Raw genomic sequence first — 16,652 nt, 5'->3', positions numbered from 1 at the left:
ATCATGCTCGAATCAGTAATCCACAATATTCCACAGCCGGCAGCACCTGATTATGCTGACCGCTTCGCGATGGTTGACCCGGAGATGGCCAGAGGTGCCGTACTCAAAGTAGTTGGTATAGGAGGCGGGGGTTGCAATGCGGTGGACTGGATGATTCAAAAAGGCCTTCGTGGTGTGGATTATGTTGCCGTAAATACTGACACACAGTCACTCACCTCCAGAGCTGCTGATGTTAAGTTAACCATTGGTTACCGTCTGACTCAGGGTCTTGGCACCGGATGCGATCCTGAACTTGGAAAAAAATGTGCGGAAGCAGACCGTGACAAAATTGAAAAAATTATTGAAGACGCAAACATGGTCTTCATTACAACGGGCCTTGGCGGAGGAACCGGCAGCGGCGCTTCTCCGGTTGTTGCTGAAATTGCAAAGAAAAAAGATATTCTGGTTGTAGGTATTGTTACCATGCCGTTCCAGTATGAAGGAAAAGATAAAAAGCTTGCCGCGGAAAAAGCCGCACAGGAGCTGCGCCAGTATTGCGACAGTCTTATCATCATTCCGAATGACAGAGTATCTAATCTGCTTGATGGTACCAAAACATTTGAAGAAGCATTCCATATGCCGAATCAGGTTCTTTATGAATCGGTAAAAGGTATCTCAGATATCATCACCCTTACCGGCGAGATTAATGTTGATTTTGCGGATGTCAAAAAAGTAATGAAAAACAGCGGTATTGCATTGATGGGTACCGGAATAGCCACCGGTGAACATAAAATGATGGAAGCTGCAACTAAGGCAATCTCCTCTCCGTTGCTTGAAGGTGTATCACTCAAAGGCGCTAAAAGCCTTCTGGTTCATATCATCGGTTCGGGCAATATTCCGATGAAGGATATCATTGAAGCTAATCAGTATATACAAAAGGAAGCCGGTGAAGAGGCGAGCATGATCTGGGGTATGGTTAAAGATAACAATATGCATGATTACGTTTCATATACTATTATTGCAACAGGATTTTCACCGCAGGTAAAAACTGCAATGAAAGCTCCCGAAAGCGTGACGCAAAAACCAAAAGCTCCTGTTATGCCCTCAGGCCGGCAGACAGGGCGCGGAATTATTGACCATGATGTTGATATGAACAATCTGGAAACGCCGACCTTTATACGCGTGCAGAACAGACAGCAGAAAGATGCAGCCAGGGAAGCAATTCAGCCGCGTCTGAATTTTGACATGAATGAACACGCAAACAGGGTAACAAAATCCTACGAGCGTGATATCAATCCGAAGCATGAAGACGAAAGCGACAGTTCAGACTTCCTGCGGCTGATGATGGACTAACAGTTTCGCAGTCCTCCCTCGGGGACTCGGGGTAAGATGCGGACGGTATTCGGGTGCCGTCCGCTTTTTTTTTGCTCTGATGACACACGGTTTCAGACACAGAGCCGGTCTCTCTCTCCCGCTACTCGTCAGCGGGCCGGGCTTCTATATATACGCCTTCTTCGAGGTGATTTTGGATTATCAGATGATTCGGGCGGCAGCATACTCTGCATTCTTCAACAAAATCCTGCTTGCCTGGGAGTGTCAGATCTACCCAGACACCATTCTCTTCCCCGCAGTATTGACATTGCCAGATCATCTCTTCATCAGTTCTGACTTTTATTTTCTGTTTCATAGCAACAACTCAGGAACAAATTACAGTTGCAGATAAAATTTTGTTATCTGCTATTAAAACTTAGCAACGGGGCGATTTAATTCCAATGCAATTTCAAATTGATCGGCAAAATAAAGTTTCATAAATATGAGAAATTTATTCCCTTTTAATTCTGATTTTTCTTAAGTTATTGGACCAAATAAAATCAGACCTATGGATACCGAAATATTAGCCCGGCTTCAGTTCGCTTTCACCATTGCGTTTCATTATATCTATCCCCCTTTAAGCATCGGTCTCGGTGTCATTCTTGTTATTATGGAAGGAATGTACCTTAAAACCGGCAATAAACTGTATGAAAACATGACCCGGTTCTGGGTCAAGGTCTTCGCGCTTACCTTTTCATTAGGTGTTGCAACAGGTATTGTTATGGAATTTGAATTCGGAACAAACTGGGCGACATATTCCAGATACGTCGGGGATGTGTTTGGCAGCGCGCTTGCTGCTGAGGGAATATTCGCTTTTTTCCTGGAATCCGGCTTTTTGGCCATTCTGGTGTTTGGATGGGATAAAGTTTCCCCCCGTATTCATTTCCTTTCGACAATTATGGTGTCACTCGGATCAATGATGAGTGCGGTTTGGATAGTGGTTGCTAACTCCTGGATGCAGACTCCCGCCGGATTTCATATCGTAGGAGAAGGTATGAATGCCCGTGCAGAGATAACTGATTTCTGGGCAATGGTTTTTAATCCGTCCTCAGTGGACCGCCTCTCTCATACACTGTCAGGCTGCTGGCTTGCAGGGTCGTTTTTGGTAATAAGTGTAAGTGCGTATTATCTGATTAAAAAGAGACATCTTGAATTTGCCCGTTCATCCATGAAAATTGCTTTGGGCGTTGCAATGTTTGCCTCACTTTTTCAGTTAGTCACCGGGCACAGCAGCGCCGTAGGTGTTGCAAAAAATCAACCGGCAAAACTGGCGGCAATTGAAGCACACTATGAAGCTTCAGCGCCGGGTGACCTCTATCTTTTCGGATGGGTTGATGAAGAAAATGAAAAAGTGTATGGTATCAGCCTGCCTGGCATGCTGAGCTTTCTGATATATAATGATATCAACGCGCCAGTTAAAGGACTTCGTGCTTTTGACAAAAACGATCTGCCCCCGGTGCAGATTGTTTTTCAGACCTATCATCTGATGGTGGCGATCGGATTTCTGCTTATTGGTATGAGTGCTTTTGCCCTTTTTTTACTGTGGCGCGGCAGATTATTCGAAACCAACTGGTTCCTCAAACTGCTTGTGCCGTCAGTACTTTTGCCGCAGATTGCCAATCAGGTAGGGTGGTACACCGCAGAAATCGGGAGGCAGCCCTGGATTGTATATGGTTATCTCAGGACATCAGAGGGACTGTCAAAGGCGGTTTCCGCGGGACAAATCCTTTTCTCCCTTATCCTGTTCGGGCTTATTTATGCACTTCTGTTTTTCCTTTTCATCTATCTGCTGGATCAGAAGATTAAACACGGGCCGGAAGATTCAGCAGCGCTTCCCGAGATGAAAGGATAATATATATGGAATTCGGAATTGACCTTAATCTGACCTGGTTTCTTCTTCTCGGCGCTGTGCTTACCGGATATGCTATTCTTGACGGATTTGATCTTGGTGTCGGCTCTCTGCATCTTCTTACAAAGGGGGATATGGAACGCAGAATTGTTCTTAATTCCATCGGGCCGGTCTGGGATGGTAATGAAGTATGGCTTGTTGTTGGCGGCGGTGCATTGTTTGCGGCTTTTCCTGATGTCTATGCAACCGTATTCTCAGGTTTTTACTCAGCTTTTATGCTTTTGCTCTTCATGCTTATCTTCCGTGCGGTGGCTATTGAGTTTCGCAGCAAGCAGGAGTCTCCTGTCTGGCGAAGATCATGGGACAGAGCATTCAGCATTGCCAGTATTCTTATCGCGCTGATTATGGGAATTGCCATTGGAAATATTATTCAGGGAATTCCCGTCGGTGCTGATAAAGAGTATTCAGGAACTGATCTTGATCTGTTCACGCCTTATACACTACTTGTGGGAATAACCACCGTTGCACTTTTCATGATGCACGGGGCAATTTATCTTTCCATGAAAACCGACGGATTTCTGCAGAAACAGGTGAAGGGATGGATTAACAATACGATCATCTTCTTTGTAATCTGCTATACCGCTACTACCATGGCTACACTGATTTATTTCCCTCACATGGCCCAGCCATTTAAGGATTATCCTGTTCTTTTTCTTGTTGCACTTTTAAATATGCTCGCCATTGCCAATATTCCGAGGGAGATTCATCACGGAAGGGAGTTTATGGCATTTCTATCTTCATCAGTTTCTATAGCCATGCTGCTGATGTTATTTGCAATCGGACTCTTCCCGAATCTGGTGATTTCATCAACCAATCCGGCGTATAATCTTACCATATATAACGCTGCCTCTTCACAGAAAACTCTAGGTATTATGCTCACTGTTGCGTTGATCGGTCTGCCCTTTGTGGCTGCATATACGATCAGCATTTACTGGGTATTTCGCGGTAAAGTGAAAATTGATAAAATGAGTTATTAACGGATTTGTGAATTCTGATTGGAGGAGATGGATTTTGGGGGCCGGTGTGGTTTTTACCAATTTGCGACTCCTCCGGAGTCGGGGGAAAAATCTCTTATTGGAATTTCTACCAATTTATGACTCCTCCGGAGTCGGGGGAAAAATTGCTTCTCGAAATTTCTACCAATTTATGACTCCTCTGGAGTCGGGGGGAAAATTGCTTCTCGGAATTTCTACCAATTTATGACTCCTCCGGAGTCGGGGGGCTGACATCGCTTCTCGGAATTTTTACCAATTTATGACTCCTCCGGAGCCGGCGAAAAATCTCTTATTGGAATTTCTACCAATTTGTGACTCCTCCGGAGTCGGGGAGGTTGCGGGTGATTATTATGTTACCAATATGCGACTTCTCCAGAGTGGGAAATTCATAATTCATACTTCATACTTCATACTTCAAAATTCATATTCCCCTAAGTTTTCTCTTGACTATCAGGTTTTCTTTGCCTAAAATAGTGAACAAATGTTCACCTTTTTATGAATCAGGAAGAGAAAAACCAGGAATTCGATCTCGGCCGTTACCGGCTCCCCAAGGATGACGGAACAATACAGTTTTATCCGGTTCTCCCCCGGAATACTGAAAAAGTCCGGTTTGACATTACTGATTTCGGGATGATCCTCAATGACGAGCCGACCAAAAAACTAATCAGGGATGGGGATACCATAGGCTGTTTCTACATTGAATCACCGGGGATGCGGACTCTGCTGAAAAAGCTGAACGTGGATGATTTTGAGATGCTGACCGCGGCCAGTTCCATCATCCGCCCCGGGGTGGCTGAAAGCGGTATGATGCAGGAGTTTATTCTGCGGCACAAGAATCCCTCCCGGCGGAAATACCTCGTCCCGGCAATGGAGCCGCTGCTGAAAACCACTTATGGTGTGATGATTTATCAGGAGGATGTGCTTAAGGTTGCGCATCATGTGGTGGGGCTCTCCCTTGAAGAGGCGGATTTGCTCCGGCGGGCTATGAGCGGAAAACTCCGTTCACGGGATGCGATGGTACGACTGAAAGAGAAATTTACTGCTTCCGGTATGGGGAAGGGGTACAGCAGGGAAACAGTGGAGGAACTGTGGCGGCAGGTGGAGTCGTTTGCCGGATATGCCTTCTGCAAGGCACACAGTGCTTCTTTTGCCCAGCTTTCCTTTCAGGTTGCCTATCTTAAGGTGCATTATCCGGCCGAGTTTATGGCTGGGGTGCTGAGCAATCAGGGGGGCTACTATTCAGCGGCAGTATATATACAGGAATGCAAACGGCTCGGGCTGCAGGTGCATCTTCCCTGCATTAACGAGAGTGAGTATGAATACCGCGGCAGGGGGAAGGAACTCCGCATCGGGCTGATGGCAATAAAGGGACTGAATGCACAGACGGCTCACTGCATTATTAAAGAGCGGAGGGAAAACGGCAGATATGTTTCACTGGCCGACCTGCTGGTGCGGACTCCTGTTAAGGAGCAGTCAGCAGCACTGCTGATCTCCTGCGGAGCGATGGATTGCTTCGGCCTGACACGCCCTTCGCTGATGCGGCTGCTGGATGTGTATCTGAAGCATAAAAAGCTGCTTGATATATCTCAGCCGGGGCTCTTTGGCCATGAGTCGGTGAGGCTTGAGCAGGATGTGATTACCCCGCGCGACTATACTCTGGAGGAAAAATGCATCAGGGAACTGGAAGCATTTGAATATATGGTAAGCCGTCATCCGCTTGATTTTTTCCCTTCCTACCGGGAGGATTCAACATTAGTGCGCGCTGCTGATATGAAGCATCAGGCAGGAAAAAAAATACGCATGACCGGCTGGTATATGTCATCCAAACGGGTTAAGACAAAGAAAGGGGATATCATGAAGTTTCTTTCTCTGGAAGACACCACCGGGACGTTTGAAGCGGTGCTTTTCCCCGGTATATATAACAAGGTTGCGGAAAAAACCCTCAGCATGGGGCCCTTTCTGGTTGAGGGAAGAGTGGACAGGGAACTGCCGACGAATCTGATTGTGGAGAATCTTGAACTGATGAAGGTCACCGATCTGAAAGCATCACTGCAGTGGGATAGTGCCGAAAACAAGTATTTTGGCGATACCGAAAGTTTCAGCGAAGAAGAAATTATGCTGGTAGAGTCGCTTGACGCGGAAGAGATGGTGAAGGCATATTTGAGAACCGGATAATGCCGGAGCAGTTACCTGTTCAGAATTATCTTAAATATGGTTCCTTCACCGGGACTTGAGTGTTTAACGAAAATCTTCCCGCGGTGATATTCTTCAACAATGCGTTTTGAAAGACTAAGCCCGAGACCCCAGCCGCGTCTTTTAGTTGAATAACCGGGACGGAAAATATCCTTTCTTCTCTTTTTGTCAACCCCTTTACCGTTGTCAGAAACTTCAATTTCAACTTTGTTTCTTATCTCGGTAATGACGATTTCAATTTTCCCCTTGTCATGATCAATGGCATCGTAAGCGTTTTTGATAAGATTCTCAATAACCCACTCAAATAGCTCCTTACTCAGAAGCGCTTCTGCTGCTGAATTGCCGGTGAGGATGATTTCAACGTTCTTGCCTGTCTGGGGCAGCCGGCGGTTAAAATATTCAACAACGCGTTTAATATCTTCATAGACATTTTCACTTTTCAGTTCCGGTTTGGATCCGATTTTTGAGAATCGGTTGGTAATTTTATTCAGCTTGGCAACATCATTTTCAATTTCTTCAGCCGAATCCAGTACCTTAACCGGGTCGTTGTGATTCAGTTTAAGCAGTTCAACCCATCCCATAAGACTTGAAATAGGAGTGCCGAACTGATGGGCGGTCTCCTTGGCGAGCCCGACCCAGATATTGCTTTGTTCACTTTTCTTAATCTGGCTGAACCCGATATATCCGATGATGATAAAAACCGCGGCGATGAGAATCTGTATGTACGGATAATACTTAAGCTGATTAATGGAGTCAGAATTGCCGTAATGAATTTTTGTAAGAATAATGGTATCGGCTCCGGCTGCGTATTTAACCAGGATGGGAGGATTGGTGGCATCCATCTCCTTTACCATGTCATTAAAGAAGACTTCAAGCGCAGAGTCACTCAGGGTTGAATCATATTTAATATTTCTGATATCAAGCCGGGATGACATATTGATATTATCATTGGCATCGGTGAGAATGAGAGGAAAATCAATGGGCTTGATGATATTTTCAAATAAGAAGGTAATATCAGAATTGTCTGAACTTGCGTTTGCAATATGTTCCATCCCGCGGGCATAGAGCTGAACAATCTCCCGCTCTTTCTGCTGCAGTTTTTCGACCAGGTCAGAAGTGTAGAGAAGTGTTCCTCCGCCAATGGCAATAGCAATGGCAAGGAGGATGATTTTGATATTGGCGGAGGCAGGTCCGCCGCTCATCTTTTTCATGACCGGATCAGAGCAGAATCACCATCAGAGTGCATCGGTAAAGAACGTGCTTTCCCTTTTGGGTCCGACCGATATGATTGAAACATTTATGCCGGCGGCCTTAGAAATATACCGCAGATACGATTTTGCATTTTCAGGCAGTTCATCATATGAAGAACAGGCGGATATATCTTCTTTCCAGCCGGGGAGTGTAACGTAAACCGGTTTCACTGAAGAGAGTTTCTGAAAATCGGTAGGGAATGACTTTAGCAGTTTTCCTTCGAACTCATATCCGGTACAGACTTTTATTTCATCAAACATACTCAGCACATCAAGCTTTGTGATGGCAACGGAAGATATACCGTTAATGAGCGCGGAATACCGGACCAGGAAAGCATCAAACCATCCGCAGCGGCGGGGTCTTCCGGTTGTGGCGCCAAACTCATTACCCTGACGGCGCAGTTCTTCCCCCTCCTGATCAAGAAGTTCAGTGGGGAATGGCCCTTCACCAACACGGGTTGTATATGCTTTTACAATTCCAATAACGTCAGTTACCTTATTTGGCGGGATGCCGGTACCGGTACAGGCCCCTCCTGACGTCGGATTTGATGATGTTACAAAGGGATAGGTACCGTGGTCAACGTCCAGCAGGGCGCCCTGGGCTCCTTCAAGCAGTACAGATTTACCTTCTTCAATCATCTGATTCAGGTAGGCAGGCACGTCTTTTATATATACGTCAATCTGCTTGTCGAATTCAAGATACTGGTTGATAATTTTTTCAACGTCAAGCTCTTCAACATTATAGATATTTTTAAGGAGAAGGTTTTTTTCCTCAAGATTCTGCCTGATTTTTTCTTCAAGAATTTCAGGATACAGAAGATCAATAATCTTAATTCCTTTGCGGGCATATTTGTCAATATAACACGGTCCAATACCCCGGCCGGTTGTTCCGATTTTTACTTTTCCGCTTTCAGAGATTGAGTCCAGAAGTTTGTGGTAGGGCATAATAAGGTGGGCATTGTGACTGATAAACAGTCGCCCTTTTACCGTAATGCCATGAGATTCAAGCAGAGCGATTTCCTCAAGAAGGGCAACCGGGTCAATCACCACGCCATTGCCAATAACACAGACAACATCCTCTCTCAGAATCCCGGAAGGAATAAGATGGAGGACATATTTTTTTGAGCCGATTTCAACGGTATGGCCTGCATTGGCTCCCCCCTGATAACGAACGACCACATCAAATTTTTCACTGAGAAGGTCAACAATTTTTCCTTTTCCTTCGTCTCCCCACTGACTGCCGACCAGCACGGTTACCCGCATACGATTTTACTCCGGTAAATGTAATGTTAAATAATCCTGCCGGTGAAAAGTTTCCGGCGGGCAATTTTATAAAAATGACAGCTTAATCTAAGAATTTTGAGGGTAGTTCAGAAAACAAAAACGGGCGGTAAACACCGCCCGTTCGGGTAAAAATGAAAGGATAAAACTGAACCGGCTGGTATCAGACGCCGAAGCTTTTTACAGCATCATCCACAGATTCAAAAGTCTCAAAAATGGTGATCAGTTTTGTGATCATCAGGAGACTCTGAATTTTATCGGTAACATTGGCAAGTTTTAATAGTCCGCCGCCATTTTTAACAGTGGTTAAACCGCTGATAAGCATACCCAGACCTGAAGAATTCATAAATTTAACATCTGACAGGTCAATTACGATATTTTTCTTTCCTTCAGCAAGCAGTTTCTTAAGCTGATCACTGAATTCCGCTGCTTCAGGGCCGCCCATCATATTGCCTTTTACCTCTACGATTGCAGCATTATATTTTTCACTGATTTTGAATTTCATCTAAATCTCCTGGATTTGACCTTTATTTTATCAATCCCCTAAAACTAAAGTAAAATATCCTCTTTTTAAAGTAAAATGTATAGTAAACCTGAAAAATCCGCCAGTCGTACCATGACCTCAGACGGGCAGGCAGATCATCATACCGGAAATTGGATCACTTGGAGTAATTTAGGGTTTTAGAAAAAAGAATACTTTTAGTTATGATTTTGTATGTACGAACAGCCGGCTTATTGGTTTTTCTTTTCATGGCACAACTGCCGCTTGCCGGATGCGGCGGAGGGGATCTCAAACCTCCGCACGAAGTTTTAACAGAACTTGAACGTCTCGAGGGTACCTGGATAAGAGTTACCCGGACCGGGATGGTTTACGAGGTCTGGAAAAAAGGGGAGCAGGGGGATTTGAAGGGAACAACCTGGAAAGTAGCAGGAGGGGACTCGGCGCTGACTGAAGAAATGAGACTGTTTATTAAGGAGGATTCTCTTTTTTATGGAGCCCGTGTTATAAATCAGAATGAGGGGAAAGAAGTTCTATTCACCTTAAAAGCAACAGGGGAGGAGTATATTTTTGAAAACCCGGGGCATGACTTTCCGCAAAGGATTCGGTACTCATTCCCCAAAGGAGATGAGTTAAAGGTGGTGATTGAGGATATGAGCGGAGAGCAGCGGGTGTTTTTTAATTTTTTCAGGCATTAACAAAGTAGGGTAGATTGGTGGCGGCAAATGAATTGGGGAAAAGTTTCCCGCTGATTGACGCAGAAAAGTTTTCCGCTGATTGCCTAAGAATGTTCTTGCCGTAGAAACTCGGTTCTGGATTAACTCATGGAAGAACATGAAGAACATAATTGGTGTAAACACAGGTACGCGCTGTGACGATGCAGTCACATGAAATCTGTGATTAAGTATATTCTGTTTCGTGATTGCATCGTCTCAGGGAAAAACGAGAAAATCCTTACCATGTGTGGGTTTGAGACGCTGCAATCGCCGTGATGGTTTGAATCATAACATATATCGGTGGCGGCGATTGCAACGTCTCTACAATATTTATATAAACCAATTTATACTTCATAATTCATACTTCATACTTCTATACCTAGTTCCTTAATTTTCCGGTAAAGAGTTGAAAGGCCGAGATCAAGCGCCATAGCTACCTGTTCTTTGTCATAGTTATATGTTTCAAGGGTCTTAACGATATAATCGCGTTCTACTTTGCGTATATATTCGTCAAGGACGCCGATTTTTTCCTGATTTGCCGCATCACGGTCCGGTTTGAAATAATCGGGCAGTTCTTCTACACCGATATACTCGGTATCAGCGAAGATAACAGCACGCTCCATCACGTTTGCAAGTTCTCTTACCTCACCCCGCCAGTCATAAGCGATTAATGCTTTCATGGCTTTGTGGTCAACTCCTTTGATGCTGCGCCCCATCTCCTTGCGGAATTTATCAAGAAAATGGTCAATCAGCAGGGGTATATCGGTTTTCCTTTCACGGAGTGAAGGCATTTTTATTTCAACCACATTCAGGCGGTAATACAAATCCTCACGGAAAGTACCTTTGGTTATTTCTTCACGAAGATTGCGGTTTGTTGATGCGATAAACCGCACATTGATCGGCAGTGAAACCGTAGATCCAACCGGCGTGCATTCTTTCTCCTGAATGACCCGGAGCAGTTTCACCTGAAGTTGCTGAGGCATTTCACTAATCTCATCAAGGAAGAGAGTGCCCCCGTCTGCTGCTTTCAGATAACCCTCTTTATCATTACTTGCACCGGTGAACGCACCTTTCTTGTGTCCGAAGAGTTCACTTTCAATAAGATTTTCTGATATTGCGCCGCAGTTTACCGCAAGAAACGGCCGGTTTTTACGCTTGCTGGACTGATGGATAGCGCGGGCAGTCAGCTCTTTACCAGTACCGCTGTTGCCGGTGATTAGCACGGTTGATTCGGTGGGACCCACTGCAGAGATAATGTCAAATATCCGTTTCATCGCGGGGCTTTTACCGATAAAGTTGGAGTAATCAAAATCACGCTGCACTTCACGGCGGAGCATTTGATTCTCAAGAATCAGCCGGCGTGTTTCAAAGAGACGGTTGATTTTAATAAGAAGTTCGTCAAACTCAACCGGCTTCAGTATATAATCATTTGCGCCTGAGCGGAGGGCTCGTATTGCGGTATCAAGGGAACCGTAAGCGGTAATAATAATGAATGAGGCATTTGCCTGTGCTTTTGAAGATCTCTCCAGCAGTTCAATGCCTTTCATTTCAGGCATTTCAATATCTGTGATTACTAAGTCGTAAAAATTTTCCTGAATCTTATTAAATGCAATCAGGCCGTTTTCTGCCTCATCAACCTGGTATCCTTCTTTTTTCAGTACAACTGAAATCGTATCTCTTATTATATCTTCATCATCAACAACTAATATTTTCTCGGGCATGACCTCAATCCTTAATAATTTGTATATATGGGGAGCTGGACGGTAAATCTGGTCCACTCACCCGGTATGCTGTTTACTTTAATTTCTCCGCCGAAGCTCTGAATAATGCCTATACTGACCCAGAGTCCCAGCCCTGTTCCTTTACCTTCTTTCTTTGTGGTAAAGAACGGTTCAAAAATCTTCACAATACTGGCCTCATCAATGCCAAGTCCGTTATCTTCAAACGTTATATACACGTGTTCGGAATCGAATGAGGTTTTTATTTTAATGACTCCCTTATAGTCTTCTGACTGGGCAATTTTATCAGCGACTGAATCTACCGCATTGATCAGGATGTTAACAAATACCTGCTGCAGCTGGTCAGCAACAAGCGGAATGGGGGCTATATTCTGATCGAAATCTGATTTGAAGGTAATATTCTTGGCTTTTTTACCCACCTGGACGATTTCAATGGATTCCTTTACGTTTGCATTCAGATCCGTCAGCCGCATTTCATAATTCGACGGGCGCGAAAAATCAACAAGATCACGTATGATTTTGGATATACGGTTTATCTGGCTTTTCACCAGATCCAGTTTTTCTTTGGTGAAGGGATCGTCACTGGTTCTGAGGATAAGCTGCACCAGCGCTGAGATTGACGCAAGCGGATTGCCAACTTCATGCGCTACACCGGCCGCAAGTGTACCGATACTTTCCATTTTTTGCGTATGGATGAGCTGTTTCTCAAAATTTCTTTTTTCCGTCAGATCGCGATGAATTCCAAAAAATCCGATAACCTGTTTATCATTATTAATAATAGGGGAGACCAGAAGCTGCGTATGAAATGCATCACCATTTTTCTTGCGGTTTTCAACTTCACCGACCCACACCTTGCCCGAAGTTATAGTATTCCACATTTTATCCCAGAATTTTCTCGGGTATTTTTTGCTTCCGAATACGGAAGGATTTTTTCCAATCAGTTCTTCTTCAGAGTATCCGCTGGCTTTAACGAAAGCAGGATTAACATATATCATCTTTCCGCTCAGATCAGTTATCTGAAGCGGGTTAACGGTATTCTGTGCAACAAAATAAAACCGCAGAAGATCTGCTTCACGCTTTTTCTCTTCTGTTACATTCTTGCCGATAATGAGCACTTTCTGCTTCTTAGAATCATTGGGAAGCGAGAAACAGGAAAAGTACATCTTAGAATCGCAGAATAACTCGCCATAAAGCCTGAGTTTACATTCTATCTCAATTGTCCCGCTGTTCTGATTAGCCCTTATCAGAGCGTTTTCAGCTTTCAGAATTGATGCCGGATGCAGCCACGTATAAAACTGTGTGCCCTGCATTTCCTCTTTAGCTACTTTTATATCAAGAATTACCGCTTTATTAACGTCAAGAATTGTTCCTTCCTTATCTACCAGGAAGCAGTATTCTGAAAACTCATTCAGTGCATTAAAGCTTACGAAGTAATTCTTCATGGTTAATCCGCGGGAGAATAAAGTTTGGAAGCTTTCTCTGCTGATGTGGTAATTCCCTTTATCATTGCAGAACTGAAACCATGATGTTCCATTTGATTAAGGCCGGAGATGGTGCAGCCGCGGAGAGTTGTGACTTTATCAACTTCATCTTCAGGATGATTTTTTCCCTGTAATAAAAGTGCTGCTGCCCCTTTTGCCGTCTGCGCTGCCATAAGCAATGCATCCTCAGCATGAAAACCAATTTCAATACCTCCCTGAGATGCTGCCCTGACGGCTCTGAGGAAAAAAGCTGTTCCGCAGGCACAGAGTGCAGTTGCGGGGATCATCAGTTCTTCAGGAATGGTTATGCAGAGGCCTACTGAACTGAATATCTTTTCTGCTATCTTAAGCCCATCGCCGGAATCGGAGGAAAGGCATGTCATAGATTCTCTGATGGCAATAGCCGTATTAGGCATAGCCCTTACGATACTGCCTTTATTGCCGGTCCGTTTTTTCAGGTCATTAATCCAGGCTCCTGAGACAACCGAAATGATAATATGGTCATCCTGCAGACCCGGGGCAATTTCTTCCAGCAGATTGTTCAGCTGGCCGGGCTGGACACAGAGCAGGATAATTTTGGAGGAGGAAACGGCTTCCAGATTGGACTTATTTGTCTCAAACCCTTTTTCATTGAGCTGTAAAAGTGCTTCCCGGTTCTTTCTGGTTATAATTATGGATTGAGCAGGAAATAAACCGGATTCAGCCAGCCCCAGGGCAATAGCAGTTCCGATATTTCCGCCCCCCAGTATGGAGATAGTTTGATTTGACAAATTCATATTCCGCAATTTTTTTGAAGCAATTTTGCAATATAAAGGATTTTGACGGAGGAACATGGAGAAATCGGGAAGTATGACTTCATTCAGCGCAAAGTATAATCCATTAAAATTAGTCAAAATCAGCATAATCTGCTCACCAGGGTGAGAAAAACAGACGCTGAAATTCAGTATCTTTAAAATTCTAATCTCAAAGAATCAGGACACATGAAAGAACCGGTAGTAACAGCTGAACTTGCTGCACAACATGGATTGAATGAAGATGAGTATCAGAAAATTTTACATATACTAGGCCGGGTGCCAACCTTTACAGAGCTTGGCATCTTTAGCGTAATGTGGTCTGAGCACTGCAGTTATAAAAATTCTATTGTACAGCTTAAAACTCTGCCCCGCTCAGGAGGAAGACTTCTTGTAGGGGCGGGTGATGAAAATGCAGGCCTTGTGGATATAGGAGACGGGCTTGCTGTAGCGTTTAAAATTGAAAGCCATAACCATCCTTCGGCTGTTGAACCATATCAGGGGGCGGCAACAGGAGTTGGCGGAATTCTGCGTGATATTTTTACCATGGGTGCCCGCCCAATTGCCTGCCTTAACTCACTCCGGTTTGGTGAACTTGATGATGCGAGGACCAGATACTTATTTGAAGGAGTTGTTAAAGGTATCGGGGATTATGGGAACAGTTTTGGAGTTCCCACGGTAGGCGGTGAAATTTATTTTGAAAATGCTTATAAAGGCAATCCTCTTGTGAATGCCATGGCTGTCGGACTGGTTAAAGTTGGGGAAACTGCATCCGCAACAGCGGAAGGTGAGGGAAATCCGGTATTTATTGTCGGGTCTTCAACAGGAAGAGACGGCATTCACGGAGCTACATTTGCATCGGAAGAAATTTCCGAAGAGTCTGAAGCGAAAAGACCTTCAGTGCAGGTGGGGGATCCGTTCACCGAGAAATTATTGCTTGAAGCCACTCTTGAAGTAATACAGAAAAAACTTATTGCGGGAATACAGGATATGGGTGCAGCCGGAATAAGCTGTTCAACTACGGAAATGAGTGCAAAAGGCAAATCAGGGATGGATATTGACCTTAACAAAGTTCCGCTCAGAGAAAAACAGATGACAGCTTATGAGATTATGCTTTCCGAGAGCCAGGAGAGGATGCTGGTAGTCGGCAAGACAGGGAGAGAGGCAGAGATTAAAGCAGTATTTGACAAGTGGGATCTGAATTGTTCTCAGATAGGCACAGTTAACGGAACCGGTATCCTTAATATCCGTTATGAGGGGGAAGTAAAAGCATCTGTGCCGCCGCATGACCTGGTGCTTGGCGGAGGCGCACCGGTATATATCCGTGAGACAAAGCGCCCTGCTTACCTTGACGAAGTACACGCGTTCCGTATGGAAGGGCTGCCGGTGACGGATTGCAAAGAAACTCTCCTGACACTGCTGGCTTCTCCTAATATTGCATCAAAACAGTGGGCATACCGCCAGTATGATTCAATGGTACAGACGGCAACCGTGATCGGTTCCGGAGGAGACGCGGCGGTAGTATATATAAAAGGAACCAGAAAGGCCCTGGCGCTTAAGACAGACTGCAACGGCAGATATGTCTATCTCAACCCCCGTGAAGGAGCGAAGATTGCGGTGGCAGAGTCCGCGCGTAATGTGGTCTGTACCGGAGCAGTTCCGCTCGCTATTACCAACTGCCTTAATTTCGGCAATCCCTATAAACCGGAGATGTACTGGCAGTTTACGGAAGCAATTGCCGGTATGGGAGAAGCATGCAGATATCTTGATACACCGGTTACCGGAGGGAATGTCAGTTTTTATAATGAATCACCGGAAAGTGCCGTCTATCCCACACCTACGATCGGCATGCTTGGCCTGATAGAAGATCTTGATCATATAACCCGCAGTCATTTCAGCCATGAGGGAAGCATCGTATATATACTCGGAAAAGATCAGGAGGAAATCGGCGGATCAGAATACCTGAAAACCATGCACGGACAGGTAACAGGAGACTGCCCGCGGATGGATCTTGCAAAAGAAAAGAAACTGCATGACTCACTGCTTCATCTGATACGTTCCGGACAGGTGCTCTCGGCTCATGATATAGCTGACGGAGGCGCGGCTGTTGCACTTGCTGAATGCTGCATTATGAACAAAGAGCAGCAGATAGGGGCTGAAGTTACCCTGCCGGCAGGATTGAGAGAGGATTTCGCTTTTTTCTCAGAAACGCAGTCACGGGTGATTATTTCCGTTCTTCCGGAGCATGCTTCTGCTGTTGAGGAATACCTGAATTCTCAGAACCAGGAGTTTGTGAAGGCAGGTGTAACCGGCGGAAAAACCTTAAAAATCAATTCACATGAATTTGACATTGAGACTCTCTCAGGATTGTATTACAATGCCATTTCACGTATAATGGAGCATATATCATAATTCGCGGTCTTTTACGGTGAAGAGAACCGGAGATGA

General features: G+C 44.8%; 13 protein-coding genes. 6 read left to right on the top strand and 7 right to left on the bottom strand.

The features are described from left to right. Positions 1-3 precede the first annotated feature (3 nt). Positions 4-1,332, top strand: a complete 1,329-nt coding sequence (gene ftsZ, locus HRU80_13570; GenBank protein QOJ30557.1) for a cell division protein FtsZ — start codon at positions 4-6, stop codon at positions 1,330-1,332. 121 nt (positions 1,333-1,453) lie between these two features. Here ftsZ and HRU80_13565 read toward each other — a convergent pair whose 3' ends face one another. Then, positions 1,454-1,666, bottom strand: coding sequence for a CPXCG motif-containing cysteine-rich protein (locus HRU80_13565; protein ID QOJ29844.1), 213 nt, complete (start codon positions 1,664-1,666; stop codon positions 1,454-1,456). A gap of 192 nt (positions 1,667-1,858) precedes the next feature. Here HRU80_13565 and HRU80_13560 point away from each other — a divergent pair, with 192 nt between their 5' ends. The 3 genes from HRU80_13560 (at position 1,859) to HRU80_13550 (ending at position 6,429) form a co-directional block, all read left to right on the top strand. Continuing rightward, complete coding sequence (locus tag HRU80_13560; protein ID QOJ29843.1) at positions 1,859-3,202, top strand: cytochrome ubiquinol oxidase subunit I; 1,344 nt, start codon at positions 1,859-1,861, stop codon at positions 3,200-3,202. 5 nt (positions 3,203-3,207) lie between these two features. Beyond that, complete coding sequence (gene cydB, locus HRU80_13555) at positions 3,208-4,236, top strand: cytochrome d ubiquinol oxidase subunit II (protein QOJ29842.1); 1,029 nt, start codon at positions 3,208-3,210, stop codon at positions 4,234-4,236. 513 nt (positions 4,237-4,749) lie between these two features. Continuing rightward, positions 4,750-6,429 carry a hypothetical protein gene (locus HRU80_13550; protein QOJ29841.1) on the top strand — a complete coding sequence of 560 codons (1,680 nt, stop codon included), beginning with the start codon at positions 4,750-4,752 and terminating at the stop codon, positions 6,427-6,429. 11 nt (positions 6,430-6,440) lie between these two features. On the opposite strand, the gene HRU80_13545 is transcribed toward HRU80_13550, so the two are convergent. The 3 genes from HRU80_13545 to HRU80_13535 all read right to left on the bottom strand — a co-directional run bounded on the left by HRU80_13545 (position 6,441) and on the right by HRU80_13535 (position 9,483). After that, positions 6,441-7,658 (bottom strand): HAMP domain-containing histidine kinase, encoded by a 1,218-nt coding sequence (locus HRU80_13545; protein QOJ29840.1) that lies wholly within the window; start codon positions 7,656-7,658, stop codon positions 6,441-6,443. A gap of 24 nt (positions 7,659-7,682) precedes the next feature. Then, positions 7,683-8,960: an adenylosuccinate synthase gene (locus tag HRU80_13540; protein ID QOJ29839.1), complete on the bottom strand. Its 1,278-nt coding sequence runs from the start codon at positions 8,958-8,960 to the stop codon at positions 7,683-7,685. Between the two features lie 181 nt (positions 8,961-9,141). After that, a complete protein-coding gene (locus tag HRU80_13535; protein ID QOJ29838.1) occupies positions 9,142-9,483 on the bottom strand; it encodes an STAS domain-containing protein in 342 nt (113 codons plus the stop codon). Between the two features lie 230 nt (positions 9,484-9,713). Between HRU80_13535 and HRU80_13530 the strand changes: the two genes are divergently transcribed. Further along, positions 9,714-10,175, top strand: coding sequence for a hypothetical protein (locus HRU80_13530; GenBank protein ID QOJ29837.1), 462 nt, complete (start codon positions 9,714-9,716; stop codon positions 10,173-10,175). Positions 10,176-10,558: 383 nt separating this feature from the next. Here HRU80_13530 and HRU80_13525 read toward each other — a convergent pair whose 3' ends face one another. The 3 genes from HRU80_13525 to proC are packed head-to-tail and all read right to left on the bottom strand — an operon-like array spanning position 10,559 to position 14,189. Continuing rightward, a complete protein-coding gene (locus tag HRU80_13525) occupies positions 10,559-11,914 on the bottom strand; it encodes a sigma-54-dependent Fis family transcriptional regulator (protein QOJ29836.1) in 1,356 nt (451 codons plus the stop codon). A gap of 11 nt (positions 11,915-11,925) precedes the next feature. Continuing rightward, a complete protein-coding gene (locus tag HRU80_13520; GenBank protein ID QOJ29835.1) occupies positions 11,926-13,374 on the bottom strand; it encodes a PAS domain S-box protein in 1,449 nt (482 codons plus the stop codon). Positions 13,375-13,376: 2 nt separating this feature from the next. Next, positions 13,377-14,189 (bottom strand): pyrroline-5-carboxylate reductase, encoded by an 813-nt coding sequence (proC, locus tag HRU80_13515; GenBank protein QOJ29834.1) that lies wholly within the window; start codon positions 14,187-14,189, stop codon positions 13,377-13,379. 204 nt (positions 14,190-14,393) lie between these two features. Here proC and purL point away from each other — a divergent pair, with 204 nt between their 5' ends. After that, positions 14,394-16,616: a phosphoribosylformylglycinamidine synthase subunit PurL gene (gene purL / locus HRU80_13510; GenBank protein ID QOJ29833.1), complete on the top strand. Its 2,223-nt coding sequence runs from the start codon at positions 14,394-14,396 to the stop codon at positions 16,614-16,616. Positions 16,617-16,652: the final 36 nt, after the last annotated feature.

This window comes from Ignavibacteriales bacterium, assembly GCA_015709675.1.
GTDB lineage: Bacteria > Bacteroidota > Ignavibacteria > Ignavibacteriales > Ignavibacteriaceae > H2-BAC3.
Note: the sequence above shows the minus strand (reverse complement) of the source record. Positions and strands in the feature narration are given on the sequence as shown.